This window comes from Mameliella sp. AT18 (assembly GCF_028807275.1).
Lineage (GTDB): Bacteria > Pseudomonadota > Alphaproteobacteria > Rhodobacterales > Rhodobacteraceae > Antarctobacter > Antarctobacter albus.
In genome coordinates this window covers 15,060-36,728 of sequence record NZ_JARAMO010000038.1, presented here as the reverse complement: position 1 = coordinate 36,728, position 21,669 = coordinate 15,060, and the positions used below count along the sequence as shown (strand labels likewise).

The following is a 21,669-nucleotide window of genomic DNA, read 5'->3' as shown; positions in this document are numbered from 1 at the left end:
GGGTGTTCCACCTGCAGGCGGGTGTTCATTTCCAGAAAGTAGAAGTTCTTGTCGCCGTCGACGATGAATTCCACCGTGCCGGCGCTGGCATAGCCCACCGCCTTGGCCAGGGCGACCGACTGTTCGCCCATCGCCTTGCGGGTTTCGGGGTCGAGGAAGGGGCTGGGCGCCTCTTCGACGACCTTCTGGTTGCGGCGCTGGATCGAACATTCGCGTTCGTTCAGGTAGATGCCGTTGCCGTGGGTGTCGCAGAGAACCTGAATCTCGATGTGGCGCGGTTGCGTCACGAATTTCTCGATGAAGATCCGGTCATCGCCAAAGCTGCTGGCGGCCTCGTTCTTGGACGACTGGAAGCCCTCGCGCGCCTCCTCGTCGTTCCAGGCGATGCGCATGCCCTTGCCGCCGCCGCCGGCGCTGGCCTTGATCATGACCGGGTAGCCGATCTGGTTCGAGATCTTCACCGCCTCCTCGGCGTCCTCGATCAGGCCCATGTAGCCGGGGACGGTGTTGACCTTCGCCTCCTGGGCGATCTTCTTGGAGGTAATCTTGTCCCCCATCGCCTCGATCGCGCCCTTGGGCGGTCCGATGAAGGCGACGCCGGCGGCCTCGAGCGCCTCGGCGAATTTCGGGTTCTCGGACAGGAAGCCATAGCCCGGGTGCACCGCCTGCGCGCCGGACTGCTTGATGGCGCCCATGATCTTGTCGATCACGATATAGGACTGGTTCGCCTGCGGCGGACCGATGTGGACGGCCTCGTCGGCCATTTCCACATGCAGCGCGTTCTTGTCGGCGTCCGAGTAGACCGCCACCGTCTTGATGCCCATCTTGCGGGCGGTCTTGATGACCCGGCAGGCGATCTCGCCCCGGTTCGCGATCAGGATCTTGTCGAACATGTCTGTCCCTTCTTCTTGGCCCGCTGGGGGGCTGCGTCTGAACATGCAAACGCCGCCCGGGGCAAAAACCCCGGACGGCGTTGAAACGGATCTGTGGCGGCGCCGGGCCGGCGCGCGCAGGTCGGATCAGCGGTTGCGGCAAACCTCTGGCGTGACGTCGTCGCAGACGACACCGGCCGCGCCGCCGATGGCGGCACCGGCCGCCACGTTGCGGCCCGTGGCTGCGGCGCCAGCGGCACCGATGCCAGCACCGATGACGCCGCGTTCGATGTCTGTGCCTTCACAGGCAGCCAGGCCGAGGGTTGCGACAAGTGCCGCGGAAATCGTGAGTATACGCATGAGGACCACTCCTTCTCCCATGTCAGTGCGTCGGGATCATTACCCGACAACGCGGCGCGGGAAAGTTGGTTCCAGTGCGGATGGCCCGGGGCGGCAAGAACCGGCGCAAGGCCGGCGAAGAGCCGCCGAAAGGCAGGGTCAGCAGCGCGAAGGGTAGCGGCTGCAATAGTTGATGTTGTTCGCGACCCCGACCCGCGAGCCGGAGAGCACGTTGACGTCGAGCGCCACGGCGTCCTCGCTCTGCTCGCCCAGGTTGTCGCCGCAGGCCGCAAGCGCGACCAGTGCGACCAGCGCAAGGGATGTGCGGTGCGTGTTGGTGTCCCGTCCGTGCATGTGAGGCTCTCCTCATCGTTCTGCGACTGCTCGGGATGCAGGGAACACCATGCAAGGGGGAAAATCCAGTCTCTTGTCCCAACGTCACCCGCAGAGCGCGAATATCCGCCAAGCCATTGACTCAGAGCGTGTTTCACCGGGGAAAAACGGAAATGGGGCGGCCGGGCCGGGGACTGACCTGACCGCCCCCTAGGGGGTTGGGTACCGCGGAGACACAGGGACGAAATAGGACCTTCGCCGCGACCCGTGATCACGCTTGCAGAAACGCCGCGATCTGCAAAGCCCGCAATCCGTGCAAAATTTCCATCGGCAATCGCCCGCGCAATCTGGCGGCGAACTGGCAAGAAAGCGCCCAAGCTCATTCCCAGTCCTCCGACGGTTCGAAGGCCTCGGGAAAGGCCGCCCGTGCGGCGCTCTCGTCGATGACCAGGAGCGCGTCGTAGCTCTCCGGGTCGAAAGGGTCGTCGTAGGGCAGGACCTCGCGGCCAAAGAGCCAGGACAGGCGGCCCGCGTCGAGGTTGCCCCGTTCAAAGGGTTCGTCCCCGAAATGCTGCCAGAGCGCGGCCATGAAGGCGGTGTCTGCACGACGGTCGGCGGGCCGGCGGTCGCGGTAACGCTCGCGGCGGGTGATCGGCGTGACGCCCTTGGGATTGGCGCGGCGGATCGTGAACTGGAAGTCGGTGCCGGTCAGACGGCCCGGGAACCCGCGGTGCTTCAGCATGTGCCCGCCTCCCCGACAGGGAGAGACGGCACAGCAGGTGATCGCGCGCCGGGACGGCGCGCAACGATGGCATTGCTCGTCAATCCTCCGCCTGCTGCCCCGAACTGGCGGAAAGGCGGGACGGACGCGCGCGCCCGCCCCGATAGGTTCTTACTTGTACTTGCCCGTGTAGACCGGCTCGACCGAGATGGGCTCGGGATCGACCACGATGTACTCTTCTTCTTCCTGCTGTGCGCAGGCGGAAACGCCGGCGATGACAGCAAACATGGCAAGCAGTTTGATGCTCTTGGACATCTTCTACTCCTGTCTAGTGCAACGAAACATTCAGCGCGCGAGCGCCCTGCCTGTCCCCGTTCAGAGGTTTCGATTGCTTGGGTGCAATCAGTCACGAACCTACCCGACTGTCGGGGAAAAAGATACGCACCCTTGGGCAACGAATCGGGTTGTGACTCAGAAGCCTCATAAACTTGTCCACATGAGAGTCGTATCGCAAGATATTGTGGGACCATCAGAAAGCCTCCCAAATGCAGAGGTCGCTTTGGACAAAGAAACTCTCGAAAAACTGCGTTACATCGGGGGTCATGATCCCGAAATCGACCGGTTCGGACATCAGCGTGATGACAATGGTGGCCGGTTCGCCGCCCGCGTCGGTCACACGGCGCAACGCGTCCTGCGTGCACAAGAGCTCGATATCGCCCGCCACTTCCTCGAAAGGCAGTTCGGCGGTGTCCAGTGCGGGCACGACGTAGCGAACCCGCCAGAGCGGCGGTTCGGCGATGACGTCATGATACGTGAATTCCAGCCCCGAGGTCGGCAGGATGTCCTTCAGGACCGGCGCAGCTTCTTCCTGTGCGCGCAGCGGCCCGCAAAGGACCGCCAAGGCCAGGATGGGTGCGAAGAACAGGCGGCAGCCCCGGTACCTGCGAGCGATGCTCGCGGCTCCTCCCACCGGGGCCGCCAAAGCCCCGGGCACACCCGGGGCGTAAACTCTGGACCGGTTCATGAGCGGCCCTCCCCTGCCCAGCGCAGCCAGCGGGCGCGGTGCGCCGGGCTGTCGAGCAGATCGCGGATGCGGCTTTCCGTGCCTTGCGGCGCCCGCCCCTGAAGGCGACCGCCGGCGCGCACGGTCAAACCGCCTTCCGCCGCGTCAATCTGTATCACCGGTGAAAAACCGCGCAACCCCTGAAGCGCGCGCCAGAGGTCCTGCCGGATGTGGCGCGCCAGCCGAGAGGGGCGCACCGGCGGAAAGTCGCTGACCGCCGAGACATCGAACCGTGGCGGCCAGTTCCGGGCCAGGACGTATTGTTCCGGGTCGCTCCGGATATGCCATGCGTCGCGTTTCATGCCCTCACCCATTTCCGCAACCGGGCCATCAGACCGCGGGATTGCGCCGCCGCCAGCGCTGCGGCCTGCGCCCGTTCCTGTTCCGCCCGCTCGATGAAGATCAGCGCATAGGGGCGCAGGGCCTCTTCGGGCCCGCCCTCCAGGCGCTTCATCACCTTGTTGTAGGGCACCGCGCTCAACCCGCCTTCGCGCAGGATAAGCGGCTCGCCCCGCGCGCCTGCCACCCAGCTCCCAGCCCCGGCGCGGATGATGACCTCGCCGACATAGCAGGAGGCCGCCTGCAGCAGCAGCCGAAACCCCGACCCGCCGCCCTCGCCCTGGGCGAGGTCGTCCAGGATTTCCTCGACGAGGCCGAGGCTGTCGAGGCTGAAATCCATGTCACGCCCGTAGACGTCGCGCGCCGTCTTGACGAAGGCAAGCGCGACCTGGGGCGCCCGTTCCGGACCGGGGATCATGCGCAGGCCCTCCGGCACTCAAAGCGGGATATTGTTGTGCTTCTTCCAGGGCATCTCGCGTTTCTTGTCGCGCAGCATGGCAAAGGCCCGCGCCACGCGCCGCCGGGTCGAGCGCGGCTGGATCACCTCATCCACAAAGCCGCGTTCGGCCGCGATGAAGGGGTTCGCAAAACGGTCTTCATATTCCGCCGCGTGCCCGGCGATCTTTTCCGCATCACCCAGGTCGGCACGGAAGATGATCTCGGCCGCGCCCTTGGCGCCCATGACGGCGATCTGCGCCGTGGGCCAGGCATAGTTGACGTCGGCGCGCAGGTGTTTCGATGCCATCACGTCATAGGCGCCGCCATAGGCCTTGCGGGTGATGACGGTGACCATCGGCACCGTCGCCTCGCCATAGGCAAAGAGCAGCTTGGCGCCGTGCTTGATGACGCCGTTGTATTCCTGGGAGGTGCCGGGCAGGAAGCCGGGCACGTCCACCAGCGTCAGGATCGGGATCTCGAAACAGTCGCAGAAGCGCACGAACCGCGCCGCCTTCTTCGAGCTGTCGATGTCCAGAACACCCGCCAGCACCATCGGCTGGTTCGCCACCACGCCGACGGTCTGCCCCTCAAGGCGGATGAACCCGGTGATGATATTGCCCGCGTGATCGGCCTGGATCTCGTAGAAATCGCCTTCGTCCGCGACCTTCAGGATCAGTTCCTTCATGTCGTAGGGCATATTCGGGTTGTCGGGGATCAGCGTGTCGAGGCTGGGCTCGATCCGGTCGACGTCATCGAAGAACGGACGGACCGGCGGCTTTTCGCGGTTCGACTTGGGCAGGAAGTCGACCAGGCGGCGGACCTCTGCCAGAGCCTCGACATCGTTTTCAAAGGCGCCGTCGGCGACAGAGGATTTCTTGGTATGGGTGCTTGCGCCGCCCAGTTCCTCGGCGGTGACGACCTCGTTGGTCACGGTCTTGACCACGTCGGGGCCCGTCACGAACATGTAAGAGGTGTCCCTCACCATGAAGATGAAGTCGGTCATCGCGGGCGAATAGACGGCGCCACCGGCGCAGGGGCCCATGATGACGCTGATCTGCGGAATGACGCCCGAGGCCTCGATGTTGCGCTGGAAGATCTCGGCATAGCCGGCAAGGCTGTCGACACCTTCCTGGATGCGGGCGCCGCCCGAATCGTTCAGGCCGATCACCGGCGCGCCGTTCTGCACCGCCATATCCATGATCTTGCAGATCTTCTGCGCATGGGTGGCAGAGACCGACCCACCCAGAACGGTGAAATCCTGGCTGAAGACATAGACCATGCGGCCGTTGATCGTGCCGACGCCCGTCACGACCCCATCACCGTAGGGGCGGTTCTTTTCCATGCCGAAATCGGTACAGCGATGGGCGACGAAGGTGTCGTATTCCTCGAAGCTGCCCTCATCGACCAAAAGCTCGATCCGCTCGCGCGCGGTCAGCTTACCCTTGGCGTGCTGAGCGTCGATACGTTTCTGCCCCCCGCCCAGGCGGGCGTTCTCACGGCGGTCGTGCAGTTCCTGGATAATGTCTTTCATCTGGCGGCCCCTTTCGCTTTGGCGCGAAAATACAGGGGAATCCCGGCGCCTCAAGGATTTCCTCGCAAATTTGCAAATCCGGAAAATAACGACCGCCGCATAATGCAAATATGGAAATTACATGTCGACAGCATGTAATGTATGGACATTTCCCACGGTGCGCCCTACCCCATTCCGCATGAGCCCGAATTCTCCGGCGCGCTTTCTCGACCGAAGCACCCCGCCACATATCGCAACACTTGTCCTGATGGCCGGCATGTCCGCGCTTGCCATGAACATCTTCGTGCCCGCGCTGCAGATCATGGCAGACTGGTACGCGGTGGATTACGCCCTGATGCAGGCCTCTGTGACCGGATATCTGGCCGGGAACGCGGTGTTGCAACTCTTTATCGGGCCGATCTCGGACAAGCTGGGCCGCCGCCCGGTGATCATGGGCGGCATCGCGCTGTTCATCCTGGCCACCATCGGCTGCCTGCTGGCAACGAACATCACGGTATTCCTGATCTTCCGCATGCTGCAGACCACCATCGTGGTGACGATGGTCCTCAGCCGCGCGGTCGTGCGCGATCTCTACCCGCCGGATGAGGCCGCCTCGATGATCGGCTACGTGACGATGGGCATGTCCCTGGTGCCGATGCTTGCGCCGGTGCTGGGCGGCCTGCTGGCCGAATCGTTCGGATGGCAGTCCAACTTCTGGCTGATGCTGGTGATGGGCGTGCTGCTCCTGTGGCTTTGCCACAACGACCTGGGTGAGACCAAGGCCAGCAGCGGGCTGAGCCTGGCACAGCAGTTCCGCGAATACCCCGAGCTGTTCCGCAGCCCCCGCTTCTGGGGCTATGCCCTGGCCTGCGCCTTTTCCTCGGGCGCCTTCTTCTCCTATGTCGGCGGCGCTTCCTTCGTGGGGATCGAGGTCTTTGGCCTCTCGGCCAGCCTGCTGGGCCTGCTCTTCGGCGCGCCGGCGATCGGCTATGCCCTGGGCAACGGCCTGTCCGGGCGCTTCTCGGCCCGGTTCGGGGTGAACACGATGGTGCTCTGGGGCGGGCTGATCGTGGCCGGCGGCGTCGGCCTGTCGCTGATGCTCTTTGCCATCGACATGGGCAACGCCTTTACCTTCTTCGGCTTCATGACGCTGGTCGGATTGGGCAACGGGCTGACGATCCCCAATGCCACCGCCGGCGCCCTGTCTGTCCGCCCGCATCTCGCGGGCACCGCCTCTGGCCTTTCCGGCGCCATCATGCTGGGTGGCGGCGCGGCCCTGTCGCAGCTGGCCGGTGTCCTTCTGACAGAGGATGCGGGCGTCTGGCCGCTGCTCTGGATCATGTTCGGCTCTGGCGCGGCCTCTGTCGTGGCGGCGATGCTGGTGATCCGCAGGGCACGTCGCGTCGGGGGGCTGGACGCGGCCTGACAAAGTTTGCATCTTTGCCCGACTCGTTCGCAAAGATGCAAAGATGGCCACCCAGAAACTCTATGCCGGCGCCAAGCTGCGCGACATCCGCACCCGCCTGAACCTGACGCAAAAGGATTTTGCCGCCAAGCTCGGCATCTCCCTGCCCTATCTGAATCAGATGGAGAACAACAACCGGCCGGTCAGCACCACCGTCGTACTGGCCCTGGCGCAAGAGTTCGGCTTTGACGTGACGGAGCTGGGCCAGGGCGATGCCGAGCGGCTGGTCACCGACATGCGAGAGGCCCTGGCCGATCCGATCTTCGGCGAACACAGCCCGCAGCTGGCCGACCTGCGCCTGACCGCCTCCAACGCGCCGGTGCTCGCGCGGGCCTTCCTGGCGCTGCACCGGGCCTACAGGCAGACCCATGAACGCCTCGCCTCGCTGGACGAGGCGCTGGGGCGCGAGGGGGCGCAACTTCAGCCAAGTCCGTGGGAAGAGGTGCGCGACTTCTTCCACTACTGCGACAACTACATCGACGCCGTGGACCGCGCCGCGGAACATTTCGCCAAGCTGCACGGCAGCGAGACGGACATGCGCGCCGCCGCCATCGAGCGGCTGGAATCGCGCGGCATCACGGTGCGGCAATCGCAGGGCGCCCCGATGCGTGCCTTCGACGAAGACCGCCAGGAACTGGTCCTTTCCTCGCTGCTGCCAGTGGAAACCCAGACCTTCCAGCTCCTGGTCCAGGTGGCACTTCTGCGCCAGAACCAGCTGCTGGAAGCGACGCTGGATCTCGCCCGCTTCCAGAGCGACGAGGCCCGCGCGATCGCCAAGCTCGGGCTTGCCAACTATTTCGCCGGGGCCGCGATGATGCCCTACAAGGCCTTCCTCTCGGCGGCGCAGGAAACCCGGCACGACCTGGAACTGCTGGCCGCGCGTTTCGGCGCCTCGATCGAGCAGGTCGCGCACCGGTTGTCGACGCTGCAACGGCCCGGCGCCAAGGGCGTGCCCTTCTTCTTTGTCCGGGTCGATCAGGCCGGCACGATCACGAAACGCCATTCCGCCACCCGGCTGCAATTCGCCCGCTTCGGCGGCGCCTGCCCGCTCTGGAACGTGCACCGCGCCTTCGAAACGCCCGGCCGTTTCCTGCGGCAGCTGGCGGAAACCCCGGACGGCGTGCGCTACATCAGCCTCGCGGTGGATGTCTCGAAAACCGGTGGCCACTTCGGCGCCCCGGTTCGCCGCTACGCCATTTCCATCGGCTGCGAGGTGCGCCACGCCGCTGCCCTCGTCTATGCGGACGACATGGATTTCACCCGTCCCAGCGCCTTCGAGCCCATCGGGATCAGCTGCCGCATCTGCGAGCGCACCCACTGCCACCAACGCTCTGTCCCGCCGCTGGAAAAACGCCTGACCACCACGCCCAACCACCGCGACGTGCTGCCCTACCGTCTGGACTAACCGCGCCGATCTTCGTTCCGGAGCCATCCCTCGTCCCGCGTGCCGAAAGACGGCACCGGGCGACCGGGACAAGCCAAATCGCGGAGGGGCCCCGCTTGCGGGGAGACCGCTATTTTGCTTGGCGCGGGTGCGCGGAGCTGTCAGGCACAAAGCGGGATGAGGGATGGATCAGGGACGAAGATCTTCGTTCTGGTGAATTGCGAAGTTCCGGACCACCGCGCCACCAGCGACCGATCACACAAAGGCGTCACGCGCCCAAACGCGCGCGGAAGCGCTCAATTCAGCAACCGGCTCAGACCTCCCGACAGGGAAACCGTCGCGCCAGATCCGCCATGATCGCGAAATCCGTGCCGTCGAGCGGCCCCTTCGCCCAGGGGCGAAAGCGCAGCCGCACCGCAGCGAGTACCTCCTCCCGCGTTTCCGGGGTCACCTCGTAGCCGAAGCTCCGGCAGTCCTGCCAGAACCGTGCCTCGTCCAGTTCCTCTGCGCCCGCCACCGGCCAGACGGCCAGCCCCCCCAGTGCCAGCCGTCGCCAATCGAACCGGCTGCCGGGGTCGATCTTGCGGCCAAGCGCAGTGTCCGAATGGCCGACGACACGCTCCGGCGGCACCGCCCAGCGGGAACAGATTCCGCGCAGCAGGTCCTCCAGGACCGCCATCTGCGGCTCGGGGAAGGGATGAAACCCGGTATTCGCAAGTTCGATCCCAATGGAATGCGAGTTCACGTCCGCCACGCCCCCCCAGCAGCCGCGTCCGGCGTGCCAGGCCCGGTCCTCTTCGCGGACCAGCTGCCAGCAGCGCCCGTCTTCGGCGATGACGTAGTGACAGGAGACTTCGCTCTCGGGATTGCACAGCCAGTCGCGCGCCGCTTCGGCGGAGGTCATGGCGGTGTAATGCAGAACCACCATATCCGGCGCGGAGACACCGCGCCGGTCACCGAAATTCGGCGATGGATACCATTCGGGGGCGGGCGTCACCGCGCGGGTCAGCCGCCGCGCACGGCCCGGAACGGCGCCGGGGTCCAGGTGCAGGCAAAGCCATCGCCGTCCGGATCCATGCCCTTGCGGTCCTTTTCCGGTCCGCCCATCCGCAGGAAATCCTCCTGCGCCAGATCGGCCGAGGAATATGTCGAACAGGCCCGCTGATACCGTGCCTGCGCGTTAAAGCTCGACCGTTTGTAGAGCGCCGTTCCGACCGGGTTGGTCGTGCGCAGGGCATATTCGACGATGTTCGGAGCGTCGGTGCCGGGACGCTTGGGCAGGGCCTCGGGCTGGACCACGGTGTACTGCGCGCGGTTGCGTTCGATCAGGCGGGCGTCGGCGTCGATGTCGCGGGTGCGCGAGACGGCGCTGAAGTCGTTCTCACCCGAGATGCCGCGCGCGTTCGACACGATTTGCGGCGGCGGGTTCGACGGGTCCGCCTCGACCGGGGCCACACCGGAGTTGGCCTGGCGGGCCGCTGCCGCTGCGCGGGCCTCGTCCCCGTCGATGGGGCTGGACTGGACGTCCGGCGCCACGGGAATAGGCCCGGCGTCGCCATTCAGCTGCGCCTCGCGGCGGGCGGCATAGTCGTCATAGTTGCCAAAACCAACGCCGGTGCCCGGGTCAGCCACCCCGGCACCGCTGTCGGGAACACTGGGTTCGCAAGCCGCCACGGCCAGGGCCGCCACAACCAGTAGATAGTTCCGCATCGTCTGTCCTGCCTGTGCTTTGGCCGCAGGCCTTACCACCATTTCGACGGTTTTGCCACAAATCCCGCAGCCTGTTCGAGCGCATAAGCGGTATTCAGCAGGTCGCCTTCTTCCCAGGGGCGGCCAATCAGTTGCAGGCCCAGCGGCAGCCCCTGCTTGCTCAGCCCGGCGGGCACCGCGATGCCCGGCAGACCGGCCAGGTTGACCGTTACGGTGAAGACGTCGTTGAGATACATGGCGACCGGATCGGCCTCGGTCATCTCGCCCAGGCCAAAGGCGGCGGAGGGAGTCGCGGGCGTCAGGATCGCATCCACGCCTTGGGCAAAGACATCCTCGAAGTCCTTCTTGATCAGCGTCCGCACCTTGCGCGCGCGGTTGTAATAGGCGTCGTAGAAACCCGCCGACAGGACGTAGGTGCCGACCATGACGCGGCGCTTGACCTCGTCGCCGAATCCTTCGGCGCGGGTTTTCTCGTACATCTCGACGATGCCGTCGCCCTGGCTCAGCTTGGCGCGGTGTCCATAGCGCACCCCGTCATATCGTGCGAGGTTCGAGGAGGCCTCTGCCGGCGCGATGACGTAATAGGCCGGCAGCGCGTATTTCGTGTGCGGCAGGCTGATGTCGACGATCTTTGCCCCCGCGTCCTCCAGCATCTTGCGGCCCTCAGCCCAGAGCGCGTCGATCTCCTCGGGCATGCCGTCCATGCGGTATTCGCGGGGAATGCCGATGGTCTTGCCCTTGATGTCGCCGGTCAGCAGGGATTCGAAATCCGGCACGGCGAGGTCGGCGCTGGTCGAGTCCTTGGGGTCATGCCCGCACATGGCCTGCAGCATGATGGCACAGTCACGCACGTCCTTGGCCATCGGCCCGGCCTGGTCCAGGGACGAGGCAAAGGCCACGATCCCCCAGCGCGAACAGCGCCCGTAGGTCGGCTTGATGCCGGTGATGCCGGTAAAGGCCGCGGGCTGGCGGATCGACCCGCCGGTGTCGGTGCCGGTCGCGCCAAGACAGAGGTCCGCTGCCACCGCCGAGGCAGAGCCGCCCGAGGAGCCGCCCGGCGTCAGCTGGGCATCGTCATTGCCGCGCCGCCAGGGGTTCACCGCGTTGCCGTAACACGAGGTCTCGTTGGACGAGCCCATGGCGAACTCATCCATGTTCAGCTTGCCCAGCATGACCGCGCCCGCATCGAAAAGCTGGCTGGTCACGGTGCTTTCATACTCGGGCTTGAAGCCGCCAAGGATGTTCGAGGCGGCCTGCGACGCCACGCCCTTGGTGCAGAACAGGTCCTTGATCCCAAGGGGAATGCCGCAAAGCGCGGGCGCCTCGCCCGCCTTGATCCGCGCATCGGCGGCAGCAGCCTGCTCACGCGCGATCTCGGGCGTCTTGTGGACAAAGGCGTTCAGCGCGCCGGCGCCCTCGATGGCCGTCAGGCAGGCTTCGGTCAGTTCGGCAGAGGTCACGTCGCCCTTGCGCAGCGCATCGCGCGCCTCGGCGATCTTCAGCTTGGTCAGTTCGGTCATCACTCAACCACCTTCGGAACCGCAAAAAAGCCTTCGCGCGCATCGGGCGCGTTCGAGAGGACCTTGTCGGCCATGCCGCCATCCGTCACCCCGTCCTTGCGGCGCTTCAGCCGCATCGGCGTGACCGATACCATCGGCTCCACGCCCTCGACGTCGACCTCGTTCAGCTGCTCGATAAAGCCGAGGATGTCGTTGAAGGCATTGGCCAGCGCCGGAAGCTCGTCTTCTTCCACCTTGATGCGGGCCAGGTGCGCCACGCGTGCCGCGGTCTCGATGTCGATCGACATGGGGGCCTCTTTGACTGTGAATTCAGCGCAGGCTTTACCGCCCCGCCCCGCGCGCCGCAAGCACATGCCGCGTCCAGACCTCGATCATCCAGCCCAGCATCACCGCATTCAGCACATGCCACAGGAAATGCGTGCCCAGCGGGATCACGTTGCACAAAGGTTCATCAAGGGTGCGCGCCAGCATCGAGGCCAGCAGGATCGCCACCCCGATCGCCAGTCCCCGCGCCGTCCCGGGCACCCGGTTGCGCAGGAGGATGGCATAGATCGCGATCAAGAGAGGCACCGGCGCATAGCTGGCCGTCCCTCCCAGGCCGGGGATCATGCCGAATAGCGGCGCGGTGACGGCCGCATAGGGAATGAACAGCGCCGTCAGGGCCAGCGAAGCCCAGCGCCCTAGCCCCCAGAAATCGCGGTTGGCGCCGTAGATATAGACAAGCACGTAGACCAGGATCGGCAGAACATCCGCCAGTCCCGCCCAGGGCTGCGCAAAGGTGTGGAACAAGAACGAGCCAATCCCGATCGTCGCAAGGATCGCGCACAGCACCCGGCCCAGCCCGAATGTCCGCCGCCACATCACCAGCGCCGCCAGGACAAAGGCGGCATTGGTCACCGCATTCACCGGCTCGGCCCAGAACTCCGGCCCCAGCCGCTCGCAATACCCGTCCACCGCCCGTGTCCAGTCCATGTGTTTTTTCTCTCCGAAAATACTCACTCGTTACGTGCCGCGGGCGCCCCCGGTGGGATCTGGTCTCGCCGCGCCAAAATGCTAGGCTCGGGACAGAACAACAACGGGAGTCCACCATGCAAATCATCTGGCTCGGCCACGGCAGTTTCCGCATCGAGATCGGCGGCGAGGTGCTGCTGATCGACCCCTGGATCAACGGCAACCCGATGATGGAAGGCCAGGACACGGAGGCCGCGCTGGCTGGCGCGACGCAGATTCTCGTCACCCACGGGCATTTCGATCACACCAACGACATCGTCGAGATCAGCCAGAAGACCGGCGCGCCGGTCTCGGCCATCTTCGAGCTCGCTGCCCTGCTGACAGGCCAGGGCGCCAAGGAAGGCCATGCCTTCAACAAGGGCGGCACTGTCCGTTTCGGCGAGGCCTCGGTGACACTGGTTCCCGCCTCCCACAGTTCCTCGATGCAGGTCGAGGGCAAGACCACCTACACCGGCATGGAAACCGGCCTCGTCATCCGGGGCGACGGCCACACGATCTATTTCTCCGGCGACACCTGCATCATGGCCGACATGGCCTGGATCGGCGAGTATTTCCAGCCGGACATCGGCATCCTCTCGGCAGGCGGCTACTACACGATGGACATGGAACAGGCGGCCTGGGCTGCAAGGAAATACTTCGACTTCAAGACGGTGATCCCCGGTCACTACCGCACCTTCCCGGCGCTGGAACAATCGGCACAGGTGCTGGCAGAGGGCCTGCCCGGCGTGGATGTCATCGAACCGCAGGTGCTGCAGCCGATCACCGTCTGAGCCGAACCTGTTCCCCGGAGCCGCCTGTCGCTGATGCCGGACCGCGACAGACGGCGGAGGGATGCAAGGGGTCGCAGGCCCGCGCGCAGCGCGGCTTGCCCTTGCATCGCTCTGACGGCTGGCGCAGGCATCTTCGGCGACAGGGGGAACCGGGGAACAGGTTTGTTCCCTGGTGAGCCTCGAAGCGTTGAAACGCGCGCAAGCGCGTCAGATTCGGGTTGCCGGGCACGGGTCGGCGGGCGGGCGATGCGGGCCCGCAAGGGACCGCGAGTCCCGTCCCCGACCCGCACGCGCCTCAGGGGATCAAGGCGCCTGTCCGGTTGAAGGTCGCCCGGTCGATGCTCAGGTCGTCGTAGATCAGCTCCACCGTCATCTCCTCGACCGAGTTAAGCGCAAACGCCCTGTAGGGCAGCTCGTCCGCCGGCATGGCGTTGGGTGCGGGGCTGTCCTCGTTGCAGGCGGGCAGTGGCCAGGGCTCGGGTTGTGCCCCGTTGATGCCGATGTGAATGGCCACCAGACCGCAACGCCAGGACCACAGGTGCGTGACATAGACCAGGTCCTGCCCGTTGAACTCGCGCACCGCGATCCAGTTCGACCGGGTGGCATTCAGGATCGGCTTGACCTCGACGGCGGTGGTGAACTTGCCCGAGGGCACCTGCTGTTCGGCGACATAGGGCAGCTCGCGCGGCGGTGCCGGGTCCGCCTCGGCACTGGGCGGGGGCGCTTCCGAGGAAAAGGGCCGCGCCTCGTCGGTTTCCGCCCGGGGTGCCACCGGCGCCTCGGCGACGGCGGCGGCGGGCGGGGCCTCTGCGGTTTCCAGGCGGGCCGCGTCCCCCGCCCCCCCGCTGGCCACGGCAATGACGAGAAGAACAAGATCGAACATCAGGTATTTCCTTCAAAAAATTCCCCGGGGCCTTGCGGCTTCCGGCGCCCGTCCGCCCTGCCTATAGTGGCGCGCAACAGGCAGCGGGCAGGTTCATCATGACACGCGAGGGCGCGGCGGCTCAAACCGTAAATATTCTCATCGTCGCCCAGGCCGGGCGGCTCTCCTATGAGGCCGTGCTCTTTGCCGCCTCGTTCAAGGCCCGGGGCGGCACGGGCTTTCGCCTGGTCGTCGCGGAACCGGCCCCCGGCCCGCTCTGGCCCGAGGATCCCGGCATTCGCCAGCCGGAGATCCGCTCCCTGCTGGAGGAGTTGGGCGCCCAGATGCGCTCCTTCGAGAGCCGGCATTTCGGCGCCGCCTACCCCTATGGCAACAAGATCGAGGCGCTGGAGGTCCTACCCGAGGGCGAGCCATTCGTCTTTTTCGACACCGACACGCTGGTGCTTGACCGGCTCGACCGCGTGCCTTTCGATTTCGACCGCCCCACGGCCTCGTTGCGGCGCGAGGGCACCTGGCCGCAGATCGAGCTGTACGGTCCGGGCTACACCCAGATCTGGACATCGCTTTACGACCGCTTCGGGCTGGACTTCGCCAGCAGTCTGGACCTCACGCAACCGGACGAATACTGGCAGCGCTATCTCTACTTCAACGCCGGGTTCTTCTTTTACCGTTGCCCCCGCGTCTTCGGGCAGCGGTTCCGCGACTACGCGCTGTCGGTACGGGATGACCCGCCGCCGGAACTGGCCTGCCAGAGCCTCGACCCCTGGCTGGACCAGGTGGTGCTGCCGCTTGTGATTCACGGGCTGGGCGGCGGTCGCGACACGCTGCCCGCCGGGCTTCTGGACGGGGAAGTGACTTGCCATTACCGTCTGCTGCCCCTGCTCTATGCCCGCGAGGGCGACAAGGTGGTCGACGTGCTGGAAGAGGTCGCCGCCCCGAACCGCATCAAGAAGGTGCTCAAGGGCCATGAGCCGTTCAAGCGGATGATCTACCAGGGGCGCGGCCAGAAGGTGCGCGCGCTGTTCGACCGCGAGAACCTGCCGCGCAAGGAACAGGCGATCCGCAACCGCATCAAGCGCGAAGGCTTCTGGATGCGCTGAGCGCGGATTTCCGCTCGCCCCATGCGCGTGTCATGTTACCCTGCCCTCGCGTTCAGGAGGGTGTCTCATGTCACAGGCGATCACGGTGCTGGTGGGCACCAGCAAGGGCTTGTTCCTGCTGCAATCGGATGCGGCGCGAACGGACTGGTCGGTCAAGGGGCCGCTTTGCGATGGCTGGGGAATCAACCATGCCATCGGCGATCCCGAAACCGGTACGCTCTGGGCCGGGGGTGGCGGCGAATGGTCGGGGGCCGGGGTCTGGCGCTCTGTCGATGGCGGCGACAGCTGGGAACTGGTCAAGCTGGCCGACGGAACCGTCGACGAATGGATCCGCAACGACCCGGAAACTGCCGCCTTTTTCGGCACCGAACCCAAGCCCCCGGCGGAGTTCACCGGCCGGGTCGAGGCGATCTGGTCGCTGGGCCAGGTGGGCGGCAAGCTCTATGCCGGGGCCAAGCCCGCGACGCTGTTCGTCAGCGAGGACGCGGGCGCAAGCTGGGCCGCGGTCGAGAGCCTGACGGATCACCCCTCTGCCGACAGCTGGCAGCCCGGCGCGGTGGGGCTGACACTGCACACGATCGTTGCCAGCCCCGCGGACGCGGACAAGATGTGGCTGGGGATCTCCGCCGCCGGGGTCTTTGCGACCGAGGATGCGGGTGGCAGCTGGGAGCGGCGCAACCGCCTGTCCAACGCCGAGGCCTGCGGGCATGTGCATCACCCGGCAGGCCCAAAGGACGGTGAGACCGGGCATTGCGTGCACAACATGGTCCGCGCGCCGGGCGATCCGGACCTCTTGTACCAGCAGAACCATCACGGCGTCTGGCGGTCGTCGGATGGCGGGCGCAGCTGGGATGACATCACGGCAGGCCTGCCTTCGACCTTCGGCTTTCCGATCGCGGTGCATCCCGTTCAGCCGCGCACTTTGTGGACGCTGCCGCTGAACGGCGACATGGCCGGACGCTTTCCGCCCGAGGGCAAGGCCGCGGTCTGGCGGTCCCGCGACGGCGGCGACAGCTGGGAGGCCTGCCGCGAAGGTCTGCCAGCCGAGAACTGCTTTTTCACGGTGCTGCGGCAGGCAATGGCCACCGACCGGGCCGAGGCGCCGGGGGTCTACTTCGGCACCAACTCTGGCTCTGTCTTTGCCTCCTTCGACGAGGGGGACAGCTGGTCGGAAATCGCCCGCCACCTGCCCACCGTGCTTTGCGTGGAGACGGTGACGACGGCCTGACCTGTCAACCTTCCGGGTCTTCTGCCCAGGCTGCAAGCGCCGCGCGCGCGACGTCTGCGCCGTGGGTTTCCTGCACGAAATGACCAGCCTCCGAGAGCTTCAGCGGTGGCCGCGTGATCCCGAGGATCTCGTGCATCCGTTTCATCAGCCAGGGCGGGATCAGCTTGTCCTCTTCGCCCACGGCCATGAAGCTGTCGCCCCGGAATTCCGACGACCACCAGCGAGCGGCTCGGCGTGAGATTTCCACCCCTTCCATGTCGGGATCGGTCATGACGAGGAAGGGAAAGCGGCGGGCGCCGGCGCGGTAGCGGGCGTCGGGAAATGGCGCGGCATAGGCGGCGGCCACCTTGTCGCTCATCCCCGGAACGTATTCCATGAACAGCGCGGCCATGTCGTAATCCGGATGCTCGCCATGCATCCGCCGCCATGCGTCGAAACCATCCGTGCTGCCGCCGCCCAGGCCAAGCACGGTGTCCATGACCAGCAGCCGGTCGAACCGATCCGCCATGTCGGGCGGGATCGTCAGCCCGAGAATCCCGCCCCAGTCCTGCACGACAAGCGTGATCCGCCTCAAGTCCAGCGCCTCGATCAGCGCGACCAGGCTTTGCCGGTGAAAGTTGAAGGTATAGGTGCCGTCGTCGACCGGCTTGTCGGAGCGTCCGAACCCGTAAAGATCGGGCGCGACGACGCGCGCACCCGTGTCCAGGAAAACCGGGATCATGTGGCGGTAGAGAAAGCTCCAGGCCGGCTGACCGTGCAGGCAGAGAAAGACCCGATCCGCGTCTTCCGGACCTTCGTCGATGCGCGCCATGCGCAGGCCCTCGTAGCCGGCAAGATCGTCGCGATACCGCGGCTGCCACGGAAAATCCGGCAGATCGGCGAAACAGGCATCCGGAGTGCGTATTGCGTCAGGTCTCGGCATGGCTGATCTCCCCCAAGCGTGGCAAGAGCAGACCCCGGGTGGGTCTGTCCTGTCAACGTCGACCTGGGCGCGCTGCCCTTAGATCCGCATGCGCGGCACGTCGTTCGGATCCAGCCGCAGGTCGATCAACACCGGCCTGGTCCGCGTGTCGAGCGCCGACAGAGCCAGTTCAAGGTCATCGGCAGAGCGCACCTCGATCCCCTGCCCGCCCAGCGCGGTGGCGACCTCGGCAAAGGACGGCCAGTCGAACTCTGTCAGGCTGGGGTCCATCTTGCGGTCGAGGAACTGGATGTGCTCGGCGCCATAGGCGCTGTCATTGGCAAGGATGACGATCAGGTCCAGCCCCAGCCGCACGGCGGTGTTGAACTCGTTGATGCCGCCCATCATGAAGCCGCCGTCGCCGGTGAACATCACGACGGGCCGCTCTGGCGCCGCCAGCCCCGCGCCGATGGCCTCTTGCAGTCCCAGACCGATGGAGCCGAAATTCGCCGTCACCACGAAGCTGCGCGGATCGGGCGCGGAAATCCGGCACCAGACCTCTGTCATGAAGCGGCCGCCGTCGGTGACCAGCACGCGGTCCTTGGGCAGAGCCTGTTCCAGCCGGTCAAGCGCGTGGACGTAGTTGACGCAGCCCGGCGCCGTCTTGTCAGTGCCCAGCGGATGCGCGGTCAGCGTCTCGCCGTCCAGTTCTTTCGTGAAGCCGCTGCCGGGGATCTCGGCCTCGTCCAGCCAGTAGTGGATGGTTTCGGCGGTCAGGCCCGCGTCGGCGACAAGGGCGGCATCGGGGTGGATGCTGCCGCCGATGGCGGTGGCCTCGATGTCCACCTGCACGATGCGCTTGTCCTTCATCAGCTTGCCACGATCGGACGTGAAATCATGCAGGCCGGTGCCGAAACAGACGATGCAGTCGGATTTGGCGATCAGGTCATAGGCGGCGGGCGTCGAGAGCGTGCCGAAGATGTCCATGTTGTAGGGGTGATCGTTGAACAGCCCCTTGGCCTTGAGCGTGGTCGCCAGCGGCGCCTCCAGCCGGTCGGCGAGCTTGATCAGCCTATCCCGCGCGCCCACGGCACCGCCCCCGGCCAGGATGATCGGACGGCGGGCAGAGGCGATCATGCCGATGGCCTGGTCCAGCGTATCGCCCTCGGCCACGCCGCCGGGGTTTGTAAAGACGCTGAGAGGGCGGCAGTCATGTGCCACCTCCTGCCACATGAAATCCGCCGGCATGTTCAGCACGATGGGGCGCCGTTCCACCTGTGCGCGGTAAAAGGCCCGGGCCACGTCGGCGCCTGTGGTCTCGGGCGCGCGCAGCTGCACGAAACCGGCGCCGGTGGATTTGACCAGTTCGCGCTGGTCGATGCCCTGCAGGTGGCGCGGGTTCGAGACCGGGGTATCGCCTGCCAGCAGCACCATCGGGATATGGCCGCGCACGCCCTCTGTCAGGGCGGTGGTGCAGTTGGTCAGCGCGGGGCCATGCGTGACGGTGGCCACGCCCACCTGCCCCGAGACATGGGCAAAGGACAGCGCCATCAGGACCGAGCTGCCTTCATGCGCCGCCGGAACAAAGCGCCCGCCACAGTCGCGCACGAAACTGTCGACCATGAAGAGATTGGCGTCGCCCATCAGGCCAAACATCGTGGTGATGCCGTGATCGCCCACGGCGCGGGCAATGGACTGGTGTACGTGCATCAAATCGGTCATCGCGCGGGTCTCCTGTGTCTGTCCCGAAGGGAATACCGGAGACCGGATGCGGGTTTCACGCGAATCCGGCGCCAGAGGCACCGATTTCGCGGAATCTTCCGCCATTTACAAAATTTCATGCGCAAACCCCGCACGCCCAACCTTACCAACGTCAAAGCCCCGCAGACCGCGACCGGGGCCGCGAAGAATCTGGCCCCCGGGCCGGCAATCGCTTACTCCTGTGCGCAACACATGAAAGGGAGACCACTGAATGACCCAGGACGCGCCCAGCTTCGGCTTTGACACGTTGCAGATCCACGCCGGTGCCCGGCCCGACCCGGCCACCGGCGCGCGGCAGGTGCCGATCTACCAGACGACGGCCTACGTGTTCCGCGATGCCGAACATGCCGCCGCGCTCTTCAACCTGCAGGAAGTGGGCTATATCTATTCGCGCCTGACCAACCCGACCGTCGCCGCGCTGCAGGAACGCGTCGCGGTGCTGGAAGGCGGCGTGGGCGCGGTCTGCTGTTCCTCGGGACACGCGGCGCAGATCATGGCGCTGTTCCCGCTGATGGCGCCCGGGCGCAACGTGGTGGTGTCGACGCGCCTTTACGGTGGCTCGATCACCCAGTTCAGCCAGACCATCAAGCGCTTTGGCTGGTCTGCGAAATTCGTCGATACCGATGACCTCGCCGCCGTCGAGGCCGCGATTGACGACGACACTCGCGCCGTCTTCTGCGAAAGCGTCGCCAACCCCGGGGGCTATATCACCGACATCGACGCGCTGGCCAAGATCGCCGACAAGGCGGGCCTGCCCTTGATCGTCGACAATACCTCTGCCACGCCCTACCTGTGCCGCCCGATCGAACACGGCGCGACGCTGGTGGTGCACTCGATGACCAAGTACCTGACCGGCAACGGCACCGTGACCGGCGGCGTCGTCGTGGATTCCGGCAACTTCGACTGGTCGGCCAGCGACAAGTTCCCCTCGCTCTCGGCGCCCGAACCCGCCTACCACGGGTTGAAGTTCCACGAGACATTCGGTCCGCTGGCCTTCACCTTCCACGGGATCGCCGTGGGCCTGCGTGACCTTGGCATGACGCTGAACCCGCAGGCGGCGCATTACACGCTGATGGGGATCGAGACGCTGAGCCTGCGCATGGCGCGTCACGTCGAGAACGCCGAGAAGATCGCCGCCTGGCTGGAAGGCCACGCGGCCGTCGAAGGCGTGACCTATGCCGGGCTCGACTCCTCCCCCTACAAGGAGCGGGCCAGCCGGATCTGTCCCAAGGGCGCGGGCGGCCTGTTCACCGTTGCGCTCAAGGGCGGTTATGATGCCTGCGTCAAGTTCGTGGACTCGCTGGAGATCTTCTCTCATGTCGCGAACCTGGGCGATACCCGCAGCCTGGTGATTCACTCGGCCTCGACCACGCACCGCCAGCTGACCGAGGAACAGCAGATCGCGGCGGGCGCGGCTCCGAACGTGGTTCGGATCTCGATCGGGATCGAGGACGCGGACGACCTGATCGCCGACCTCGACCAGGCGCTGAACAAGGCCTCTGGCTGAACCGGATCGACATGGATGACAGAGGCCGCCGCAGGGCACCTGCGGCGGCCTCTTGATTGAAAAGCGCGGGAAGCCGCCTCACTCGCTGACGGAAAAGACCATCGTGACCTCGGCCCGCACCTCGATCTCGCCGGCGGCGACCGGCACGTCGCGGGCGGCCGGTGCCTCTTCCACTACCATCGGTTCCGGTTCGACGATGGAGCGCACCAGCGGTTCGGCCGTGTCGCGCAGCTCCAGCACCGGGCCGAGGGTCACGCCGGCGGCATCGGCGTAAAGCTGGGCCTTGGCGATGGCATCGGCGACCGCGCGGCGGCGCGCCTCGTCCTCGACCTCGCGCGGTTCCTGCACGCCGAAAGTCAGGCTTTGCAGCTGGTTGGCGCCGTCGTCCAGGACTGCCGACAGCAGCGCGCCGATTCCGTCCATGTCACGGATGCGCACGCGCACCGTGTTGGTCGCGTAGTAGCCGACAAAGATGTCCTCGTTCCGGTCGCGGTCCCAGCGGGTCTGCTCGTTGACACGCAGCTGGGTGGTCTGGATGTCACGCGCCTCGACCCCGAGGTCGGACAGCCGGGCCAGGATCGCATCCACCGCCGTCGAGGTGGCGTTCATCGCCTCGACCGCGGTCTTGCCCCGCCCCGTCGCCCCCAGCGAAATCGTTGCCATGTCGGGCACCGCCGCGATACGGGCCTCACCCGAGACGGACAGGCGGCCTTCCGCCGATGCCGCATGTGGCGCGCCCAGGGGCAGCGCCAGGGCCAGGATCGTCAAGAATGCTGAAATTCGCATAAAATACCTCACAATCAGCAGGAATCTG

24 protein-coding genes are annotated in these 21,669 nt (G+C 66.0%); 6 read left to right on the top strand and 18 right to left on the bottom strand.

Translation table 11 applies throughout. From position 1 onward, the window contains the following. From PVW46_RS05055 to PVW46_RS05015, 9 genes are all read right to left on the bottom strand, one after another. A partial coding sequence (locus PVW46_RS05055) for an acetyl-CoA carboxylase biotin carboxylase subunit (RefSeq protein WP_274575024.1) occupies positions 1-893 on the bottom strand: 893 nt, incomplete at its 3' end. A 126-nt stretch (positions 894-1,019) separates the two neighbouring features. After that, on the bottom strand, positions 1,020-1,232 hold the full coding sequence (locus tag PVW46_RS05050; protein WP_043144244.1) for a hypothetical protein: 213 nt from the start codon (positions 1,230-1,232) through the stop codon (positions 1,020-1,022). A 138-nt stretch (positions 1,233-1,370) separates the two neighbouring features. Further along, the gene (locus PVW46_RS05045) at positions 1,371-1,565 is read right to left on the bottom strand and encodes a hypothetical protein (protein WP_043144243.1); all 195 of its coding nucleotides are present in this window, start codon (positions 1,563-1,565) and stop codon (positions 1,371-1,373) included. A 358-nt stretch (positions 1,566-1,923) separates the two neighbouring features. Next, complete coding sequence (locus PVW46_RS05040; protein ID WP_069209938.1) at positions 1,924-2,286, bottom strand: hypothetical protein; 363 nt, start codon at positions 2,284-2,286, stop codon at positions 1,924-1,926. A 150-nt stretch (positions 2,287-2,436) separates the two neighbouring features. Further along, positions 2,437-2,580: a hypothetical protein gene (locus PVW46_RS05035; protein ID WP_162846276.1), complete on the bottom strand. Its 144-nt coding sequence runs from the start codon at positions 2,578-2,580 to the stop codon at positions 2,437-2,439. Between the two features lie 214 nt (positions 2,581-2,794). Continuing rightward, positions 2,795-3,289, bottom strand: coding sequence for a DUF6497 family protein (locus PVW46_RS05030; RefSeq protein WP_088670430.1), 495 nt, complete (start codon positions 3,287-3,289; stop codon positions 2,795-2,797). Continuing rightward, complete coding sequence (locus PVW46_RS05025; RefSeq protein WP_274575017.1) at positions 3,286-3,630, bottom strand: hypothetical protein; 345 nt, start codon at positions 3,628-3,630, stop codon at positions 3,286-3,288. Before PVW46_RS05025 ends, PVW46_RS05030 begins: the two co-directional genes overlap by 4 nt. Then, the gene (locus PVW46_RS05020) at positions 3,627-4,085 is read right to left on the bottom strand and encodes a hypothetical protein (protein WP_133066427.1); all 459 of its coding nucleotides are present in this window, start codon (positions 4,083-4,085) and stop codon (positions 3,627-3,629) included. The genes PVW46_RS05025 and PVW46_RS05020 overlap by 4 nt, the downstream gene beginning before the upstream one ends. A gap of 18 nt (positions 4,086-4,103) precedes the next feature. Next, a complete protein-coding gene (locus PVW46_RS05015; protein WP_069209940.1) occupies positions 4,104-5,636 on the bottom strand; it encodes an acyl-CoA carboxylase subunit beta in 1,533 nt (510 codons plus the stop codon). Positions 5,637-5,814: 178 nt separating this feature from the next. Here PVW46_RS05015 and PVW46_RS05010 point away from each other — a divergent pair, with 178 nt between their 5' ends. Both PVW46_RS05010 and PVW46_RS05005 read left to right on the top strand, forming a co-directional pair. Then, positions 5,815-7,041, top strand: a complete 1,227-nt coding sequence (locus PVW46_RS05010; RefSeq protein WP_043144238.1) for a multidrug effflux MFS transporter — start codon at positions 5,815-5,817, stop codon at positions 7,039-7,041. Positions 7,042-7,084: 43 nt separating this feature from the next. Continuing rightward, positions 7,085-8,485: a helix-turn-helix domain-containing protein gene (locus PVW46_RS05005; protein ID WP_043144237.1), complete on the top strand. Its 1,401-nt coding sequence runs from the start codon at positions 7,085-7,087 to the stop codon at positions 8,483-8,485. A 292-nt stretch (positions 8,486-8,777) separates the two neighbouring features. Here the strand turns inward: PVW46_RS05005 and PVW46_RS05000 are convergent, their stop codons facing one another. From PVW46_RS05000 to PVW46_RS04980, 5 genes are all read right to left on the bottom strand, one after another. Continuing rightward, a complete protein-coding gene (locus PVW46_RS05000) occupies positions 8,778-9,392 on the bottom strand; it encodes an N-acetylmuramoyl-L-alanine amidase (RefSeq protein WP_069209941.1) in 615 nt (204 codons plus the stop codon). A 77-nt stretch (positions 9,393-9,469) separates the two neighbouring features. Continuing rightward, positions 9,470-10,174 (bottom strand): hypothetical protein, encoded by a 705-nt coding sequence (locus PVW46_RS04995; RefSeq protein WP_069209942.1) that lies wholly within the window; start codon positions 10,172-10,174, stop codon positions 9,470-9,472. 32 nt (positions 10,175-10,206) lie between these two features. Next, entirely contained in the window at positions 10,207-11,694 is a 1,488-nt protein-coding gene (gene gatA, locus PVW46_RS04990) for an Asp-tRNA(Asn)/Glu-tRNA(Gln) amidotransferase subunit GatA (protein ID WP_043144233.1), read from the bottom strand. After that, complete coding sequence (gene gatC / locus PVW46_RS04985) at positions 11,694-11,981, bottom strand: Asp-tRNA(Asn)/Glu-tRNA(Gln) amidotransferase subunit GatC (protein ID WP_043144230.1); 288 nt, start codon at positions 11,979-11,981, stop codon at positions 11,694-11,696. Before gatC ends, gatA begins: the two co-directional genes overlap by 1 nt. Before the next feature lie 34 nt (positions 11,982-12,015). Then, positions 12,016-12,666 (bottom strand): ceramidase domain-containing protein, encoded by a 651-nt coding sequence (locus tag PVW46_RS04980; RefSeq protein ID WP_274575012.1) that lies wholly within the window; start codon positions 12,664-12,666, stop codon positions 12,016-12,018. Positions 12,667-12,782: 116 nt separating this feature from the next. Between PVW46_RS04980 and PVW46_RS04975 the strand changes: the two genes are divergently transcribed. Beyond that, entirely contained in the window at positions 12,783-13,475 is a 693-nt protein-coding gene (locus PVW46_RS04975) for a metal-dependent hydrolase (protein WP_043144225.1), read from the top strand. A gap of 295 nt (positions 13,476-13,770) precedes the next feature. Here the strand turns inward: PVW46_RS04975 and PVW46_RS04970 are convergent, their stop codons facing one another. Then, on the bottom strand, positions 13,771-14,358 hold the full coding sequence (locus PVW46_RS04970) for a hypothetical protein (protein ID WP_139022635.1): 588 nt from the start codon (positions 14,356-14,358) through the stop codon (positions 13,771-13,773). A gap of 98 nt (positions 14,359-14,456) precedes the next feature. Here PVW46_RS04970 and PVW46_RS04965 point away from each other — a divergent pair, with 98 nt between their 5' ends. Both PVW46_RS04965 and PVW46_RS04960 read left to right on the top strand, forming a co-directional pair. Then, positions 14,457-15,458: a GT-B fold glycosyltransferase domain-containing protein gene (locus tag PVW46_RS04965; protein ID WP_069209944.1), complete on the top strand. Its 1,002-nt coding sequence runs from the start codon at positions 14,457-14,459 to the stop codon at positions 15,456-15,458. A 67-nt stretch (positions 15,459-15,525) separates the two neighbouring features. Beyond that, positions 15,526-16,686 carry a WD40/YVTN/BNR-like repeat-containing protein gene (locus tag PVW46_RS04960; protein WP_069209945.1) on the top strand — a complete coding sequence of 387 codons (1,161 nt, stop codon included), beginning with the start codon at positions 15,526-15,528 and terminating at the stop codon, positions 16,684-16,686. 4 nt (positions 16,687-16,690) lie between these two features. On the opposite strand, the gene PVW46_RS04955 is transcribed toward PVW46_RS04960, so the two are convergent. After that, positions 16,691-17,608: a haloalkane dehalogenase gene (locus PVW46_RS04955; protein WP_069209946.1), complete on the bottom strand. Its 918-nt coding sequence runs from the start codon at positions 17,606-17,608 to the stop codon at positions 16,691-16,693. A 78-nt stretch (positions 17,609-17,686) separates the two neighbouring features. Then, positions 17,687-19,309 carry a thiamine pyrophosphate-binding protein gene (locus PVW46_RS04950; protein ID WP_069210088.1) on the bottom strand — a complete coding sequence of 541 codons (1,623 nt, stop codon included), beginning with the start codon at positions 19,307-19,309 and terminating at the stop codon, positions 17,687-17,689. Positions 19,310-19,559: 250 nt separating this feature from the next. On the opposite strand from PVW46_RS04950, the gene PVW46_RS04945 reads away from it, so the two are divergent. After that, positions 19,560-20,855, top strand: a complete 1,296-nt coding sequence (locus tag PVW46_RS04945) for an O-acetylhomoserine aminocarboxypropyltransferase/cysteine synthase family protein (protein WP_069209947.1) — start codon at positions 19,560-19,562, stop codon at positions 20,853-20,855. A 78-nt stretch (positions 20,856-20,933) separates the two neighbouring features. On the opposite strand, the gene PVW46_RS04940 is transcribed toward PVW46_RS04945, so the two are convergent. Continuing rightward, complete coding sequence (locus tag PVW46_RS04940) at positions 20,934-21,623, bottom strand: SIMPL domain-containing protein (RefSeq protein ID WP_052244614.1); 690 nt, start codon at positions 21,621-21,623, stop codon at positions 20,934-20,936. Between the last annotated feature and the right edge of the window lie 46 nt (positions 21,624-21,669).

What these genes read in the sequence shown, in the direction of transcription:
- PVW46_RS04950 (WP_069210088.1), bottom strand. Translation starts at nt 19,309, where the DNA reads ATGACCGATTTGATGCACGTACACCAGTCCATTGCCCGCGCCGTGGGC.
- gatA (WP_043144233.1), bottom strand. Translation starts at nt 11,694, where the DNA reads ATGACCGAACTGACCAAGCTGAAGATCGCCGAGGCGCGCGATGCGCTG.
- PVW46_RS05040 (WP_069209938.1), bottom strand. Translation starts at nt 2,286, where the DNA reads ATGCTGAAGCACCGCGGGTTCCCGGGCCGTCTGACCGGCACCGACTTC.
- PVW46_RS04995 (WP_069209942.1), bottom strand. Translation starts at nt 10,174, where the DNA reads ATGCGGAACTATCTACTGGTTGTGGCGGCCCTGGCCGTGGCGGCTTGC.
- gatC (WP_043144230.1), bottom strand. Translation starts at nt 11,981, where the DNA reads ATGTCGATCGACATCGAGACCGCGGCACGCGTGGCGCACCTGGCCCGC.
- PVW46_RS05015 (WP_069209940.1), bottom strand. Translation starts at nt 5,636, where the DNA reads ATGAAAGACATTATCCAGGAACTGCACGACCGCCGTGAGAACGCCCGC.
- PVW46_RS04965 (WP_069209944.1), top strand. Translation starts at nt 14,457, where the DNA reads ATGACACGCGAGGGCGCGGCGGCTCAAACCGTAAATATTCTCATCGTC.
- PVW46_RS05030 (WP_088670430.1), bottom strand. Translation starts at nt 3,289, where the DNA reads ATGAACCGGTCCAGAGTTTACGCCCCGGGTGTGCCCGGGGCTTTGGCG.
- PVW46_RS05045 (WP_043144243.1), bottom strand. Translation starts at nt 1,565, where the DNA reads ATGCACGGACGGGACACCAACACGCACCGCACATCCCTTGCGCTGGTC.
- PVW46_RS05020 (WP_133066427.1), bottom strand. Translation starts at nt 4,085, where the DNA reads ATGATCCCCGGTCCGGAACGGGCGCCCCAGGTCGCGCTTGCCTTCGTC.
- PVW46_RS05000 (WP_069209941.1), bottom strand. Translation starts at nt 9,392, where the DNA reads ATGGTGGTTCTGCATTACACCGCCATGACCTCCGCCGAAGCGGCGCGC.
- PVW46_RS04960 (WP_069209945.1), top strand. Translation starts at nt 15,526, where the DNA reads ATGTCACAGGCGATCACGGTGCTGGTGGGCACCAGCAAGGGCTTGTTC.
- PVW46_RS05005 (WP_043144237.1), top strand. Translation starts at nt 7,085, where the DNA reads ATGGCCACCCAGAAACTCTATGCCGGCGCCAAGCTGCGCGACATCCGC.
- PVW46_RS05035 (WP_162846276.1), bottom strand. Translation starts at nt 2,580, where the DNA reads ATGTCCAAGAGCATCAAACTGCTTGCCATGTTTGCTGTCATCGCCGGC.
- PVW46_RS05010 (WP_043144238.1), top strand. Translation starts at nt 5,815, where the DNA reads ATGAGCCCGAATTCTCCGGCGCGCTTTCTCGACCGAAGCACCCCGCCA.
- PVW46_RS04945 (WP_069209947.1), top strand. Translation starts at nt 19,560, where the DNA reads ATGACCCAGGACGCGCCCAGCTTCGGCTTTGACACGTTGCAGATCCAC.
- PVW46_RS04980 (WP_274575012.1), bottom strand. Translation starts at nt 12,666, where the DNA reads ATGGACTGGACACGGGCGGTGGACGGGTATTGCGAGCGGCTGGGGCCG.
- PVW46_RS04970 (WP_139022635.1), bottom strand. Translation starts at nt 14,358, where the DNA reads ATGTTCGATCTTGTTCTTCTCGTCATTGCCGTGGCCAGCGGGGGGGCG.
- PVW46_RS05050 (WP_043144244.1), bottom strand. Translation starts at nt 1,232, where the DNA reads ATGCGTATACTCACGATTTCCGCGGCACTTGTCGCAACCCTCGGCCTG.
- PVW46_RS05025 (WP_274575017.1), bottom strand. Translation starts at nt 3,630, where the DNA reads ATGAAACGCGACGCATGGCATATCCGGAGCGACCCGGAACAATACGTC.
- PVW46_RS04975 (WP_043144225.1), top strand. Translation starts at nt 12,783, where the DNA reads ATGCAAATCATCTGGCTCGGCCACGGCAGTTTCCGCATCGAGATCGGC.
- PVW46_RS04955 (WP_069209946.1), bottom strand. Translation starts at nt 17,608, where the DNA reads ATGCCGAGACCTGACGCAATACGCACTCCGGATGCCTGTTTCGCCGAT.